This is a genomic window from Pseudomonas sp. FP2254, from assembly GCF_030687695.1.
In the GTDB taxonomy this organism is placed as follows: domain Bacteria; phylum Pseudomonadota; class Gammaproteobacteria; order Pseudomonadales; family Pseudomonadaceae; genus Aquipseudomonas; species Aquipseudomonas quebecensis.
The window spans coordinates 569,930-585,070 of the sequence record NZ_CP117444.1 but is presented as its reverse complement, the minus strand read 5'-3'; the positions used below and the strand labels follow the sequence as shown (position 1 = coordinate 585,070).

The 15,141-nt window shown below is 61.4% G+C and carries 15 protein-coding genes; 2 read left to right on the top strand and 13 right to left on the bottom strand.

Annotated elements, in window-relative coordinates; all coding sequences use genetic code 11:
• Positions 1-4: 4 nt before the first annotated feature.
• The 9 genes from hflC to PSH94_RS02450 form a co-directional block, all read right to left on the bottom strand.
• Positions 5-871, bottom strand: coding sequence for a protease modulator HflC (hflC, locus tag PSH94_RS02490; RefSeq protein WP_034095607.1), 867 nt, complete (start codon positions 869-871; stop codon positions 5-7).
• Positions 871-2,046, bottom strand: a complete 1,176-nt coding sequence (gene hflK / locus PSH94_RS02485; RefSeq protein WP_305436346.1) for an FtsH protease activity modulator HflK — start codon at positions 2,044-2,046, stop codon at positions 871-873. The genes hflC and hflK overlap by 1 nt, the downstream gene beginning before the upstream one ends.
• A 96-nt stretch (positions 2,047-2,142) precedes the next feature.
• Positions 2,143-3,444: a ribosome rescue GTPase HflX gene (gene hflX, locus PSH94_RS02480; protein ID WP_181080469.1), complete on the bottom strand. Its 1,302-nt coding sequence runs from the start codon at positions 3,442-3,444 to the stop codon at positions 2,143-2,145.
• A 12-nt stretch (positions 3,445-3,456) separates the two neighbouring features.
• Positions 3,457-3,717: an RNA chaperone Hfq gene (gene hfq / locus PSH94_RS02475; protein WP_003188059.1), complete on the bottom strand. Its 261-nt coding sequence runs from the start codon at positions 3,715-3,717 to the stop codon at positions 3,457-3,459.
• 91 nt (positions 3,718-3,808) lie between these two features.
• Positions 3,809-4,780, bottom strand: a complete 972-nt coding sequence (gene miaA / locus PSH94_RS02470) for a tRNA (adenosine(37)-N6)-dimethylallyltransferase MiaA (protein ID WP_181080493.1) — start codon at positions 4,778-4,780, stop codon at positions 3,809-3,811.
• Positions 4,780-6,693: a DNA mismatch repair endonuclease MutL gene (gene mutL / locus PSH94_RS02465; RefSeq protein ID WP_181080470.1), complete on the bottom strand. Its 1,914-nt coding sequence runs from the start codon at positions 6,691-6,693 to the stop codon at positions 4,780-4,782. Before mutL ends, miaA begins: the two co-directional genes overlap by 1 nt.
• Positions 6,693-8,114, bottom strand: coding sequence for an N-acetylmuramoyl-L-alanine amidase (locus tag PSH94_RS02460; protein ID WP_181080471.1), 1,422 nt, complete (start codon positions 8,112-8,114; stop codon positions 6,693-6,695). The genes mutL and PSH94_RS02460 overlap by 1 nt, the downstream gene beginning before the upstream one ends.
• Positions 8,115-8,129: 15 nt before the next feature.
• Entirely contained in the window at positions 8,130-8,600 is a 471-nt protein-coding gene (gene tsaE, locus PSH94_RS02455) for a tRNA (adenosine(37)-N6)-threonylcarbamoyltransferase complex ATPase subunit type 1 TsaE (RefSeq protein ID WP_181080472.1), read from the bottom strand.
• The gene (locus PSH94_RS02450; protein WP_305436341.1) at positions 8,588-9,448 is read right to left on the bottom strand and encodes an NAD(P)H-hydrate dehydratase; all 861 of its coding nucleotides are present in this window, start codon (positions 9,446-9,448) and stop codon (positions 8,588-8,590) included. The genes tsaE and PSH94_RS02450 overlap by 13 nt, the downstream gene beginning before the upstream one ends.
• 63 nt (positions 9,449-9,511) lie before the next feature.
• On the opposite strand from PSH94_RS02450, the gene queG reads away from it, so the two are divergent.
• Positions 9,512-10,576 carry a tRNA epoxyqueuosine(34) reductase QueG gene (queG, locus tag PSH94_RS02445; protein ID WP_305436339.1) on the top strand — a complete coding sequence of 355 codons (1,065 nt, stop codon included), beginning with the start codon at positions 9,512-9,514 and terminating at the stop codon, positions 10,574-10,576.
• Here the strand turns inward: queG and PSH94_RS02440 are convergent.
• Together PSH94_RS02440 and orn are read right to left on the bottom strand one after the other, a co-directional pair.
• Positions 10,573-11,190 (bottom strand): trimeric intracellular cation channel family protein, encoded by a 618-nt coding sequence (locus tag PSH94_RS02440; protein WP_181080494.1) that lies wholly within the window; start codon positions 11,188-11,190, stop codon positions 10,573-10,575. The two genes, queG and PSH94_RS02440, sit on opposite strands and share 4 nt — an antisense overlap.
• A 172-nt stretch (positions 11,191-11,362) precedes the next feature.
• Positions 11,363-11,905 (bottom strand): oligoribonuclease, encoded by a 543-nt coding sequence (orn, locus tag PSH94_RS02435; RefSeq protein WP_034095596.1) that lies wholly within the window; start codon positions 11,903-11,905, stop codon positions 11,363-11,365.
• Positions 11,906-12,013: 108 nt separating this feature from the next.
• Between orn and rsgA the strand changes: the two genes are divergently transcribed.
• A complete protein-coding gene (gene rsgA, locus PSH94_RS02430; RefSeq protein ID WP_034111514.1) occupies positions 12,014-13,045 on the top strand; it encodes a small ribosomal subunit biogenesis GTPase RsgA in 1,032 nt (343 codons plus the stop codon).
• A 66-nt stretch (positions 13,046-13,111) separates the two neighbouring features.
• On the opposite strand, the gene motB is transcribed toward rsgA, so the two are convergent.
• Positions 13,112-14,128, bottom strand: a complete 1,017-nt coding sequence (gene motB / locus PSH94_RS02425) for a flagellar motor protein MotB (RefSeq protein ID WP_181080475.1) — start codon at positions 14,126-14,128, stop codon at positions 13,112-13,114.
• Positions 14,129-14,131: 3 nt separating this feature from the next.
• A complete protein-coding gene (gene motA, locus PSH94_RS02420; protein WP_181080476.1) occupies positions 14,132-14,983 on the bottom strand; it encodes a flagellar motor stator protein MotA in 852 nt (283 codons plus the stop codon).
• Positions 14,984-15,141: the final 158 nt, after the last annotated feature.

Genomic DNA, 15,141 nt, shown 5'->3' with positions numbered 1-15,141 from the left:
GCGCTTACTTGGCTTTTTCCAGGTAGCGAAAGAAATCGCTGCTTGGGTCCAGCACCATGACGTCGGTTTTGTTGGCGAAGCTTTCACGGTAGGCGCGCAGGCTACGGTAGAACGCGTAGAACTCCTGGTCCTGTCCGTAGGCCTTGGCGTAGATCGCCGCGGCTTGAGCGTCGCCATCACCACGGGCCTCTTCAGACTCGCGATAGGCTTCGGCCAGCAGTACACGACGCTGACGATCGGCATCCGCACGGATACCCTCAGCCAACTCGTTACCCTTGGCGCGATGCTCACGGGCTTCACGCTCACGCTCGGTGCTCATACGTTCGAACACGCTGCGGTTCACTTCCTTGGGCAGGTCGATGGCCTTGACCCGAACATCGATCACCTCGATACCCAGCTCCTTTTCCGCCATCTTGTTCAGCGAGGCCGTGATATCCGCCATCAAGGCATCACGCTCACCGGACACCACCTCGTGCAGGGTGCGCTTACCAAACTGGTCACGCAGGCCCGATTCCAGACGACGCGACAAACGTTCGTCGGCAATCTGCTTGAGGCCGGAGGTTGCGGTGTAGAAGCGCTCGGCATCCTTGACGCGCCACTTGGCGTAGGCGTCAACCATCACGGCTTTCTTTTCAAGGGTCAGGAAGCGCTGCGTCGGTGCATCCAGGGTCATGAGGCGCGCGTCGAACTTGCGCACCTGATTGACGTAGGGGACTTTCACATGCAGGCCCGGCTGGACATCCGCCTGGACCACGCGACCGAATTGCAGCAGCACCGCACGCTCGGTCTGAGCCACGATGTAGAAGCAGTTCCAGGCAGCGATGACCACGACGACGCCCACAATCAGGGCGGTCAGCGATTTATTGCTCATCAACGACTCTCCCTGGTACGTGTTTGCTGTTGCAGCAAGTCAGCGGCCGCACGGGCGCTCGCTTCGTTGGCACCGGCAGTGGAGCCGGTGGACGGCGCGCTGGTGTTGCTACGACCACCCTCGATCATCTTGTCCAGCGGCAGGTACAGCAGGTTGTTCTGCCCACCTTTGCTGCCGGTCACGAGAACCTTGCTGGTGTTGCTGAAGACTTCCTGCATGGTGTCCAGGTACAGACGCTCGCGGGTCACTTCAGGCGCCTTGCGATACTCGGCCACCAGCTTGGTGAAGCGGTCAGCCTCACCCTTGGCGCGGGACACCACTTCGTCGCGATACCCGTTGGCGTCTTCGATGATGCGCTGGGCCTGACCACGGGCTTCCGGCACGACACCGTTGGCGTAGGTTTCAGCCTGGTTTCGCGAACGCTGCTCGTCTTCACGGGCACGGATCACGTCGTCGAAGGCTTCCTGCACTTCACGCGGTGCCGCCGCGCTCTGTACGTTCACCTGGGTGACGGTGATACCGGTGCGATAGGTATCGAGGAACCGTTGCAGGCGCTCCTTGATTTCGCTGGCCATCAATTCACGACCTTCGGTCAACACCTGGTCCATCGCGGTGGAACCCACCACATGGCGCAGGGCGCTTTCGGTCGCGTGCTGCAGACTGATTTCCGGCTGATCAACGTTCAGCACGAAGTCCTGAAGGTTGCTGATCTTGTACTGCACGGTCAGCGGCACTTCGACGATATTCTCGTCTTCGGTCAGCATCTGCCCCTGCTTGGTATAGGCACGCTCACGCGTGACGTTTTCCATGTACTTCTTGTCGATAGGCGGGAAATAGATATTCAGGCCCGGGCCGACGGTCTCGTAGTACTTGCCGAAGCGCAGCACCACGGCCTGCTCCTGCTCGTCCACGACATAGACCGCGCTGTACAGCCAGACAGCCGCCAGCACCACAAGGCCCAGGCCCAGCAGGCCATAGCCACCGCCCTTGCTCGTGCGACCGCCGTCGTCACCACCACGTTTTTTTCCACCACCGAACAACCCATTCAGGCTTTCCTGCAGCTTTCGGAAGGCCTCGTCGAGATCCGGTGGCCCCTTGCGGTCGCCATTATTGCGGCGCTTACCACCCCAAGGATCCTGATTATTCGAGTTGCCACCCGGCTCATTCCAAGCCATAGCGCTCTCCATCTGATAAAGCAAAGACGCACCCACGGCGCGCCGACCAATGCTACAGAATGCCTGCTACTGCGGCACAACCGCTTTCGGAGGCTTTTATTGCAAAGTGTGTTGTTCGATGAACTCTGTCGGTACGACACCTTCACGGCTGACCAGCCGATTCAGCTCCGAGCGCGGCAATCGAACGGCCAGCAAGCTGACACCTTCTTCGTCGTGTTCTTCTTTCTGTACCGCGCCCAGCTCGAAAAACTGTGCACGCAATCGAGCAAAACGCTGGGGCAAGCGCAAGGTGCCGACAAACAAATCACTGCCGAGCAACTCGGCAATCGCCTGTTCAAGCAGCTCCAGGCCACTGCCATCGCGCGCCGACAGCCAGACCCGCTGGGGCCTGCCGTTCTCATCGCGCTGAATCTGCGGCTCTACACCTTCAAGCAAATCGAGTTTGTTATAGACCTCGAGGATCGGCAAGTCCTGGGCACCAATCTCGCCCAGCACCAGCATCACCTGCTCGATCTGCAGCATGCGATCCGGTTCGGCTGCATCGATCACATGCAACAGCAAGTCGGAATTGCTCGACTCTTCGAGCGTAGACCGAAATGCTTCGACCAGCTTGTGCGGCAAGTGACGAATGAAACCTACGGTATCGGCCAGCACGATCGGCCCCAGGTCGGCCAGATCCAACCGACGCAAAGTGGGATCGAGCGTCGCAAACAATTGGTCGGCCGCATACACATCGGACTTCGTCACGTTGTTGAACAGCGTGGACTTGCCGGCGTTGGTATAGCCCACCAGGGACACCGTAGGAATGTCCGCGCGTGAACGGCCACGGCGCGACTGCTCGCGCTGGCTGCGGACTTTCTCGAGCCGTCCCTTGATCTGACGCAGGCGAACCCGCAGCAGACGGCGGTCGGTTTCCAGTTGGGTTTCACCCGGGCCGCGCATGCCGATACCACCACCCTGGCGCTCAAGGTGAGTCCAGCCACGCACCAGGCGCGTGCTCATGTGATCAAGCTGGGCCAGTTCGACCTGGAGCTTGCCTTCATGGGTACGGGCGCGTTGGGCGAAAATATCGAGAATCAGGCCGGTGCGGTCGATCACGCGACACTCGAAAACACGTTCGAGGTTACGTTCCTGACTGGGCGTGAGGGTGTGATTGAAGATCACCAGATCGGCTTCTTCGGCGTGGACCAGGTCGCGTAGTTCCTCGACCTTGCCGCTGCCGATCAGGTATTTGGCGGTTGGCCGATGACGCGGCACGTTAAAAAACGCAACGGTCTCGGCGCCGGCCGAATTTGCCAACTCCTGAAACTCCTGCGGATCTTCGCGCGCCTCAGGGTCCTGTCCATCCAAGTGAACGAGGATCACTCGCTCACCACCACCGTGGCGCTCAAAGAACAAAGGAGACTCCTATCAGGCGTTACCTGGCTCAGCGTCGCCTTGTTCGTCGCCGGCTGCGCTAGGCAGGCGGATCGGGCGAACGGGAACGACTGTCGAGATAGCGTGTTTGTAAACCATCTGGCTGACGGTGTTTTTCAGCAGGATCACGAACTGGTCGAACGACTCGATCGTACCTTGCAACTTGATACCGTTGACCAGATAAATGGAAACCCCCACTTTCTCTTTACGTAAGGTATTCAAGTAAGGGTCTTGTAGCGAATGCCCTTTTGACATGTGCCGCACTCCTTTAAGGATCAATAATAAAAATCGGAAAAAATAGCTTAAGACCGTCACACCCCCAAGGATAGACGGCAATTGCAAGGACTCAGCTCAATATGGAGACCGTTCCCAAGTATTTCAAGGCGCGTGACAGATTGTCGCTGTCCAGGCTGTCCAGCCAGTGCAAATCGCTCCAACTGCGCAACCAGGTGAACTGGCGCTTTGCCAATTGGCGCGTGGCGATGATGCCGCGCTCCTGCATTTCGGCTGACGTCAGCTTGCCATCCAGATGATCCCAGACTTGGCGATAGCCTACAGCACGTATCGAAGGCAACCCTGGATGCAGGTCACCTCTGGAACGCAGTGCTACGACCTCCTCTACAAACCCCTGTTCCAACATAATTGTGAATCTTTGTGCAATTCGTTCATGCAGCACCTGGCGATTTGCAGGAGCGATGGCCAGATTGGCCACAGTATAGGGCAATTGTGACTGTCCAGAAGCGCCTGCATCAGCACTTTGCGCAGATTGACGCTGCCGGTGCTCGGTCATGGTCGACCCGCTGACGCGCCAGACTTCCAGGGCCCGCGTGAGGCGCTGAGGGTCGTTGGGATGAATACGCGCCGCAGACACCGGATCTATCGTCGCCAATTGATCATGCAGGGCTTGCCAGCCAAGGCGCGCAGCCTCGTCTTCAAGCTCGGCGCGCACCTGGGCGTCGGCCGGCGGCATATCCGCCAGACCTTCCTGTAAAGCCTTGTAGTAGAGCATCGTGCCGCCCACGAGCAGGGGAATATTGCCCCGTGCGGTGATCTCGGCCATGGCGGCCAGGGCGTCGGTACGAAAATCCGCCGCCGAGTAGCTTTGCGCGGGGTCAATGATGTCGATCAGCCGGTGCGGATAGTCCGCGAGTAACGCCTTGGATGGCTTGGCCGTGCCGATATCCATGTCCCGGTAAACCAGGGCAGAGTCGACACTGATCAGCTCGCATGGCAGCACTTTGCTCAGCTCAATGGCCAGGTCGGTCTTGCCGGCGGCCGTGGGGCCCATCAGGAAGATTGCGGGGGGCAAGGCACTCATCAACGACCGCGCAGGAACAGTTTGTCCAGATCGTCCAGGCCCATCTGGGTCCAGGTCGGTCGGCCGTGGTTGCACTGCCCGCTGCGCTCGGTGTTTTCCATGTCGCGCAGCAGCCCGTTCATTTCCGGCAACGCCAGCCGACGGTTGGCGCGGATGGCGCCGTGGCAGGCCATGGTGCCGAGCAGTTCGTTGATATGCGCCTGGATGCGGTCGCTGGTGCCGTATTCCATCAGGTCCGCCAGCACATCGGCTACGAGTCGATTGGCTTGCGCCTGCTTAAGCAGCGCCGGGATCTGACGGATCGCCAGGGTTTCCGGCCCCAGGCGCTGCAGCTCAAAGCCCAGTTTTTGAAAAACCCCGTGGTGTTCTTCGGCGCAATCGGCCTCGCGCTGGCTGACCGCCAGCGATTCCGGCACGAGCAACGGCTGGCCGCTGAGACCTTCGCTGGCCATGGCGATCTTCAACCGCTCGTACATGATTCGCTCGTGGGCGGCATGCATGTCGACCAGCACGAGGCCATGGGCGTTTTCCGCCAGGATGTAAATGCCCTTGAGCTGCGCCAACGCATAACCCAAAGGCGGGATATCACCGCCACCTTCGGGCAGAGCCACTGCGCTCGGCTCAGCACCCGGCAGCGGCGCGTAGAATTCGCGATAGGCTGCCTGAGCCTCGGCCACCGGCACCGTCGATTGTGGACGTGGCGTGTACTGGTACTGATAACCCGCCCCCGCGCCGCCGCCCGGTGCCGTGTAGGCTGGCTGCGGCTGTGGCGATTGCAGCAGGTTGCCCGCCAGGCTCATCTCACCCTGGGGACCGAACTCACCGGCCTCGGGGCCGCTTGGGCGCACCACTGCCGTCACGATCGGCGCCGCCAGTTGGTCGTCCGGGCGCACGTCGCCCAGCGCGCGGTGCAGGGTGCCATAAAGGAAGTCGTGCACCATACGCCCATCACGGAAGCGCACCTCGTGCTTGGTCGGGTGGACGTTAACGTCCACCACCGCCGGGTCGACCTCGAAAAACAGCACAAAGGTCGGATGCCGTCCATTGAACAGCACATCGCGATAGGCCTGGCGCACCGCGTGGGCAACGAGTTTGTCGCGCACTGCGCGGCCATTCACAAAGAAGTACTGCAAGTCCGCCTGGCTGCGAGAGAAGGTCGGCAAACCTACCCAGCCCCACAGGCGCAGGCCGTTGCGCTCGATTTCAATCGGCAGTGCCTGCTCCAGGAACCCCGCACCGCACACCGCCGCCACCCGACGGGCGCGCGCGGCGTCGTCATTGGCTTCGTGCAGGCTGAGGATGGTCTTGCCGTTGTGGCGCAAGTGAAACGCCACGTCGAAACGCGCCAGGGCGAGGCGTTTGATGACTTCCTGCAGGTGGTCGAACTCGGTTTTCTCGGCCTTGAGGAACTTACGCCGCGCCGGCGTATTGAAGAACAGGTCGCGCACCTCAACCGAGGTGCCCACCGGATGCGCGGCCGGCTGGACCCGAGGCGCCATGTCGCGCCCCTCGGTTTCCACTTGCCAGGCCTGGTCGGCGCCGCGGGTGCGCGAGGTCAGGGTCAGGCGTGCCACGGAACTGATGGAGGCCAGGGCCTCGCCGCGAAAACCCAGGCTCATCACGCGCTCAAGGTCTTCCAGGTCGCGAATCTTACTGGTGGCGTGACGGGCCAGCGCCAACGGCAGGTCGTCGGAGGAGATGCCGCTGCCGTCGTCGCGCACCCGCAAGAGCTTCACCCCCCCCTGCTCCACGTCGACATCAATACGTTTGGCGCCGGAGTCGATGCTGTTTTCCAGCAGTTCCTTGATCACCGACGCGGGCCGCTCCACCACCTCGCCCGCAGCGATCTGGTTGGCCAGGCGCGGGCTGAGCAATTCAATGCGCGAGCCGCTGCCGAGAACTGTTTCGCTCATTACTGTGCCGCCAATTCTGTGCCGGGGATGGTCAATACCTGGCCGACCTTCAATTCATCGGTTTTCAGGTTGTTCGCAGTGCGCAAGGTCGCGGGCGATACCTGGAAGCGCACCGCCAGCATGGCCAGGGTGTCACCGGGCTGTACGCGATGGTCACGCGTGCCTTGGGCGATTTTCCCGGAGTCGCGCAACCAGGCGATATACGTGCCGGGAGGCGGATTCTGCTGGAAGAACTGACGCACGCCGGCACTGATGGACCGCGCCAATGCCTGCTGGTGGCTGGCGCTGGCCAATTTGGACGCCTCGTTGGCGTTGGAGATAAAGCCGGTTTCCACCAAAATCGATGGGATATCCGGCGACTTCAACACCATGAACCCGGCCTGCTCAACGCGCTGTTTGTGCAACGACGTGACACGACCGATATTGCTCAACACCTTCTGGCCGACGTTCAGGCTGGAAGTCAGCGAGGCGGTCATCGACAGGTCCAGCAGTACGCCGGCGAGCATCTTGTCCTTGTCATCCAGGGACACGTTGCCGGCCCCGCCGATCAGGTCGGAGCGGTTTTCGCTGTCGGCCAGCCAGCGCGCGGTTTCGGACGTGGCGCCTCGATCCGAGAGGGCAAATACCGATGCTCCGAAGGCCGCAGACGACGGCGCGGCGTCGGCGTGGATCGACACAAACAGGTCGGCCCCCTTCTTACGCGCGATTTCGGTACGGCCGCGCAACGGAATGAAATAGTCGCCGGTGCGGGTCAGCTCGGCACGGTAGCCTTTCATGCCATTGACCTGGCGCTGCAGCTCGCGAGCGATGGCCAGCACCACGTCTTTTTCATGCTGGCCGCGTGAACCGGAGGCACCCGGGTCTTCACCGCCGTGACCGGCATCAATGACCACGATAATGTCACGCTTGCCGGCCGGTGCCGGCGGCGGCGGTGGCAGCTTGACCTGAGGCTGCGACGGGTTTACCGGCACCGCCGGTACGGTCGCCACGCTCGGCGTCGGCGCGGGCGGCGGCGCGGCATCCGCGGCGTTGTCGAACAGGTCGACCACCAGGCGGTTACCGTACTGGGCATTCGGCGCCAGCGAGAAGCTCTTGGGCGTCACGGCTTTTTTCAGGTCAATGACCACGCGCAGGTCGGTCGGCGTACGCTGCGCCGAGCGCATGGCGGTGATCGGCGTGTTGGCGGTAGAAACTTTAAGTGGCGCGGCCAGGGTCGCGCCGTTGATATCGATCACCAGGCGATCGGGCGCCGCCAGGGTAAAGACACTGTGCTGGACCGGCCCGGACAGGTCGAACACCAGTCGCGTGTTATCCGGCGCTCGCCACAGGCGCACACTCTTTACCTGTGAAGCAGCCAGAGCATTGACAGTCATTGCCGCAAGCAACACCCCTACGACAGCAACCAACGCGCGAAAGCGCATACCTAACCCCACCAATTATTTGAATTCCAAAGCCAGAGCGGCACACCACGACTCGGCGCGCGTGCTCTGGGGCAACAACTTCAGCTGACGTCCATGCTCATGCGGCGTAATGGTAATGGTCAGGTCAGGCTTTGGCAAAAAGCCTGTGCCTTTATCTGGCCATTCGATCAGGCACAGCGCCTCTGCATCGAAGTAATCACGGATGCCCATGAACTCCAATTCCTCGGGGTCCACCAGGCGGTAGAGGTCGAAGTGAAAGGCGCGCATCGTGCCGATCTCGTAAGGTTCGACCAACGTGAACGTCGGGCTTTTTACCGCGCCCTCATGACCGAGCCCGCGAATAATCCCACGGGACAGCGTGGTCTTACCTGCCCCCAGGTCGCCTTCCAGGAAAATCAGACCGTTACCGGCCGTCAGTTGCGCCAGGCGATGGCCCAACGCAACCATGGCGTCTTCATCGGCCAGGAAGAGAATTACTTCAGGCATGGCGACTGCTCCTCCAGCAATTGACGAATGGCGGGGATCAGGTCACTGGCGGCAAGCCCACGCCCCAAGGTGCCCTGTCGATCCCCTGCCGTGGCGTGCAGCCAAACGGCCAGGCAACTGGCCTCGTACGCAGGCATTCCCTGGGCCAGCAACGCGCCGACCAGACCGGCCAATACATCGCCCAGCCCTGCGGTAGCCATCGCCGGATGGCCTTGATCGCAGCGGGAAACCCGTCCATCCGGGCTGGCAATCAAACTACCCGCGCCTTTGAGAATGGCGACGGCGTTGAATGTCCGGCTCAACGCGCGCGCCACCTTAAGACGGTCCGCCTGAACCTCGGCTGTCGACAAGCCCAACAGACGCGCCGCTTCGCCCGGGTGCGGGGTGATCACGCAGTTGGCCGGCAGGCTCACACCGCCGGCAGCCAGTTGGTTCAACGCGTCGGCGTCCCACACTTGCGGCTGACGGGCATTGGCCGCGACCGATAACAAGCTTTTGCCCCAGGCGGCAGCGCCCAGGCCGGGGCCGATAACGATCACCGAGATTTTTTCCAGCAAGCCCATCAACTGGTTGGCAGAACTCACACCCACGCTCATGACTTCCGGCAAACGGGCCAATGCAGCCGGCACATGCTCAAGGCGCGTCGCCAGGGACACCATGCCCGAACCACTGCGCAAGGCACTTTCGGCACTCAACAGCGCAGCGCCGCCGAAGCCCAGGTCACCGCCGATGACCAGCAGGTGGCCGAACTGGCCTTTATGGGCATCCGCAGAGCGCGCAGCCAGGTGCGGCAATTGGCCGGGTAATAGTGGCTGAACGTCGGTTATTTCGTGTTTTGTCTGAGGCATGCGTCTTCAAGCTCCGATGTCTGGCAGAATTATACGCATCTAACCTGTGGTTTCCCGTGTCTCATGCCCGCTATTACCTCCTATCTGCCCGCCCTCGCCCAATCGATCAAAGACTGGGGCCGCGAGCTGGGCTTTCAGCAAGTCGGCATCAGTGGCCTGGACCTGGCCGAGCATGAGCAGCACCTGCAACGCTGGCTCGACGCCGGCTACCACGGCGAGATGGATTACATGGGCGCCCACGGCAGCAAACGCTCCCACCCCGAAGAACTGGTACCCGGCACCCTGCGCGTGGTGTCGCTGCGCATGGATTACCTGCCCGGCGACACCCATATGGCGCACATGCTGGCCCAGCCGGAAAAAGCCTACATCTCCCGCTACGCCCTCGGCCGCGACTACCACAAGCTGATCCGCAAACGCGTGCAGCAACTGGCCGACCGTATCCAGGCCCAGATCGGCCCTTTTGGCTTTCGGGCCTTTGTCGACAGCGCGCCAGTGCTCGAAAAGGCCATCGCCGAGCAAGCCGGCCTGGGCTGGATCGGCAAGAACACCCTGGTACTCAATCGCAAGGCCGGCAGTTATTTTTTCCTCAGTGAGCTGTTCGTCGACCTGCCCTTACCGGTCGACCCGCCCCATAGCACCGAGCACTGCGGACGCTGCACCGCTTGCCTGGATATCTGCCCCACCAACGCCTTCGTCGGCCCCTATGTGCTGGACGCCCGGCGCTGTATCTCGTACCTGACCATTGAGCTCAAAAGCGCGATTCCGGAGGACCTGCGCCCACTGATCGGCAATCGCGTATTCGGCTGCGATGACTGTCAGATCGTTTGTCCGTGGAATCGTTTCGCTCGTGCCACTGGCGAAGGCGATTTCCAGCCACGGCATAACCTGGATAACGCAGAACTGGCCGAACTGTTTATGTGGGACGAGGATAAATTCCTCAGCAGCACCGAAGGCTCGCCCCTGCGCCGCGCCGGCTATGAGCGCTGGTTGCGTAACCTGGCAGTAGGCTTGGGCAATGCGCCATCAAGCATTCCGGTGCTGGAAGCCTTGAAGGCGCGCCGTGAGCACCCCTCGGCGCTGGTGCGTGAGCATGTGGAATGGGCACTCAAGCAGCACGCGCAACGCTAGTGCACATCGTCGTTGTAGACGAACTTGGGCATTTCCCAGTGAAAGCGGATCGCCAGCAGGCGCAATAGAAAGCCACTGAACAGCGTCAGCAGGATGGCTTGCTCGCCGGGCAGTTCCAGGTGCAGACACAGCAGGTAGAACCAGGCGGCGAGGAACGACACGCTGGCATACAACTCGCGGCGGAAGATCAGCGGGATATCGTTGCAGAAAATATCCCGCAGAATGCCGCCGAACACCCCGGTGATCACACCACTGACCGACGCCACCAGCATGCCGTGGCCCATTTCCAGGGCAGTCATGCAGCCGATCAAAGTGAATGCCACCAGGCCCACGGCGTCCAGCGCCAGGAAGACCGAGCGCAGACGTCGCATCAGCGGCGCGATAAAGATCGTCACCAGCGCAGCCACGGAGGTCAGCACCAGGTACTCCGGGTGCTTGACCCACGTCAGCGGGTAATGCCCCAGCAATACATCACGCACCGAACCGCCCCCCAGCGCCGTTACACAGGCGATCAGCACCACACCAAACCAGTCCATGCCGCGCCGGCCGGCGGACAGGGCGCCGGTCATGGCTTCAGCGGTGATGGCAATGAGGTAGAGCATCAGCAGCATGATGACGATCCTTGTAGTGAGCGGGCTTGCCCCGCGCCGGGCTGCGCAGCAGCCCCAAATACTTGGCGATGATATCTATAGGGAAAAATGCGGCAACAGCAGTGGGGCCGCTACGCAGCCCAGCGCGGGGCAAGCCCGCTCACCACAGGAAGCCCGGACACGGTAAGAAACCGTTTCAAGCCTTGATGAAATGCTTGCGGTAATGCTGCAGCTCGGCAATCGACTCGCGAATGTCATCCAGCGCCAGGTGAGTGCTGCCTTTGTGGAAACTGTCTTTGACTTCCGGCGCCCAGCGCGCGGCCAGTTCCTTGAGCGTGGACACGTCCAGGTTGCGGTAATGGAAATAGCTTTCCAGGGCCTTCATGTGGGTATAAAGGAAGCGACGATCCTGGCAGATGCTGTTGCCACAGATCGGCGATTTGCCTTTGGGCACCCACTGTTCCAGGAAGGCGATGGTCTGGGCCTCGGCCTCGGCCATGCTGATACGGCTGTCGCGCACACGCTGGGTCAGGCCGGAGTTGCCGTGGGTGCGGGTATTCCACTCATCCATAGTGGCGAGCACCGCGTCGCTGTGATGGATGGCGATCACCGGACCTTCGGCCAAGGTGTTGAGGTTGCTGTCGGTGACAATCGTCGCCATCTCGATGATGACGTCGGTGTCAGGGTTCAGACCGGTCATTTCCAGATCGATCCAAATCAGGTTCTGTGGGTTTTGCATGGCTCGTTTCTCTTGGCACCTTGGCGTAGCTGCGCAGTTTAGCAGGCGGGGCCGTGCTAGACTCGCGACCGTTTTACCCAACCTTTGCATTATCGACACGGAACACCAATGGCCAAACGCCAGCTCAACCGTCGCCAGAACTGGCGCATCGAAAAGATTCAAGGTGAACGCGCCGCCCGCGCCGCCAAACGTGAATCCTCCGCCGTGGAAGCGCTCGAGGGCGGCGACCTGGGCCCCGAACAAACGGGCCTGGTGATCGCGCACTTTGGCGTGCAGGTCGAAGTCGAGGCGCTGGAAGGCGAACTCGCCGGCCAGGTGTTCCGTTGTCACTTGCGCGCCAACCTGCCGGCGCTGGTGACCGGCGACCGTGTGGTATGGCGGGCCGGCAACCAGGGGATCGGCGTGATCGTCGCCCAGTTGCCACGCAGCACCGAATTGCGCCGCCCCGACAGTCGCGGCCAGCTCAAGCCGGTGGCGGCCAACGTCGACATGATCGTGATTGTCTTCGCTCCGTTGCCCGAGCCCCATGCCAACCTGATCGACCGCTACCTGGTGGCGGCCGAGCACGCCGGCATTCGCCCACTGCTGCTGTTGAACAAATTCGATTTGATCGACGAGCAGAACGCCCCGGCGCTCAATGCGTTGCTGGCGGTCTACCGCACCCTGGGCTACCCGGTGCTGGAAGTCTCGGCCCATCACGGCAATGGCATGGAACAACTGCAACAACAGTTGGACGGGCGCATCAGCGTGTTCGTAGGCCAGTCCGGCGTCGGCAAGTCGTCGCTGGTCAACAGCCTGCTGCCGGAAGTGGACACCCGCGTGGGGCCACTGTCGGAGCTGTCCGGCCAGGGCACCCACACCACCACCACCGCGCGACTGTTCCACTTCCCCGGCGGTGGCGAGCTGATCGACTCTCCGGGTATCCGCGAATTCGGCCTCGGCCACGTCAGCCGCAGCGATGTGGAAGCCGGCTTCATCGAATTCAACGACCTGATCGGGACCTGCCGCTTCCGCGACTGCAAGCACGACCGCGAACCGGGCTGCGCCTTGCTCAAGGCCCTGGAAGATGGCCGTGTGCAACAGCAGCGGATGAATAGCTATCGGTCGATCATTGCAAGCTTGCCTGAAAGCAGTTACTGACCGACGCCCTGCCCGCCGAGGCAGATGTGAAAAGGCCGCGATGATCGCGGCCTTTTCATATGCAGGTTAAGAGCCCGTTCTGGGCACCGTCGGGTCTTTCACACCGCCATCGTCAAACAGATTCAACCTCTGCCGCAGTTCATGGGCCGGCAATGGCTCCTTTCCTGGCGGGATCGCGTTCGGGTCGGTCGGCACTTCCCCTGGCGCCCCGGCGCCCGGCGTGGGTGCCGGAGGGGGTTGATCGCCCTCGATCGCGCGCTGGGCCTTTTTAGTCAGCACGACGATGTCGATGCGCCGATTGATCGGGTTGAACGGGTCCTTCGCATCAAACAGCTGCGAAGAGGCAAAACCCACCACCCGCGCCACTTGCGAATCCGGGTAGCTGCCGGCCACCAGGGCACGACGGGCCGCGTTGGCGCGGTTGGCCGAAAGCTCCCAGTTGCCGAAGTCGCCTTGGCCCGCATAGGGCTTGGCGTCCGTATGGCCACTGATGCTGATTTTGTTCGGCACCGCTTTGATGGTGTCGGCCATGGCCAGCAGGATGTCTTCGAAGTACGGCTTCAACCGCGCACTGCCGGAATCGAACATCGGCCGGTTGGCGGCGTCGGTGATCTGGATGCGCAGACCGTCCGGCGTGATCTCGAAGGAAATCTGATCCTTGAACTTCAGCAACTGCGGGTTTTCCTCAACCTTGTTTTGCAGTTCCTGCAGCAACAGCTCAAGACGCTCCTGCTCGACCTGCTCGGCCATGGCCTCGACCGTGTCGCGCTCCACCGGGATTTTCTCCTGGGGTGCCTCGGTCTTCACTTCCGGGTTGATCGTGCGCTCAGGCGCCAGTTGAGGCGAACCGCCCAGGTCGATCACGAAGGGCGTGCCGCTTTCCGAGAAACCGATAGGGTCTTTGAAGTAGCCGGCGATGGCGATCTTCTGCTCCGGCGTAGCGGTAGACATCAGCCACAGCACCAGAAAGAACGCCATCATCGCCGTCGCGAAGTCGGCGAAGGCGATTTTCCAGGCGCCACCATGGTGCCCCGCAGCGAAGCGCTTGACGCGCTTGATGATTATCGGCTGGTTGTTTTCCATGGCTTAGCGACCGCGAACCGCTTGTTCCAGCTCGGCGAAGCTTGGGCGATGCTTGGGGTACAACACCTTGCGACCGAACTCCACCGCCAGCGAAGGCGGCATGCCGGAGGCGGACGCCACCAGGCTGGCCTTGATCGATTCGTACAGGTTGATTTCTTCCTTGGCGTCATGGGCCAGGGAGGTCGCCAGCGGGCCGAAGAAACCGTAGGCCGCGAGAATACCGAAGAACGTACCCACCAATGCCGCACCTACGTGCATGCCGATGGCCGCCTGGTCACCTTCGCCCAGCGAGGCCATGGTCACCACAATACCGAGTACCGCCGCCACGATACCGAAACCGGGCATGCCGTCGGCGACGCCAGTCACCGCGTGCGATGGGTGCTCCAACTCTTCTTTAAGGCTGAACAATTCCATGTCGAACAGGCCTTCCAGCTCATGGGGCGCCATGTTGCCGGAAGACATGATGCGCAGGTAATCGCAGATATAGGCGGTCATGCGCTCGTCTTTGAGCACGGCCGGGTACTTGGCGAAAATCGGGCTGGCTGCGGCGTCTTCGATATCGGCCTCAATGGCCATCATGCCTTCGCGGCGGCTCTTGTTGAGGATCTCGTAGACCAGGCCCAGCACTTCCAGATAGAAAGTATGGGAGAAGCGCGAACCGAACATGCTCAGGGATTTTTTGACCACGTGCATGGTCATGTACCCAGGGTTGGCTTGCAGGAATGCACCAAATGCCGCCCCGCCGATGATCATCACTTCGAAAGGCTGGATCAACGCGGCGATTTTACCGTGGGAAAGGACGTAACCGCCGAGCACGCTCGCGAGGACGACGATGATGCCGATAATTTTAGCCATAGGAGATGAGTACTTGCGCCGTCAGGTTCATGGACATATTTGGGGGAACTGGAAAACTCTTGTTCTACTTATCGGCAAAACTGCGCCAGACTATAGCCCGTTAAGGCGAAAAGCCAGTTCGGCCCGCTCCGGGCGTGTTGACCGCAAGTGATGATCGC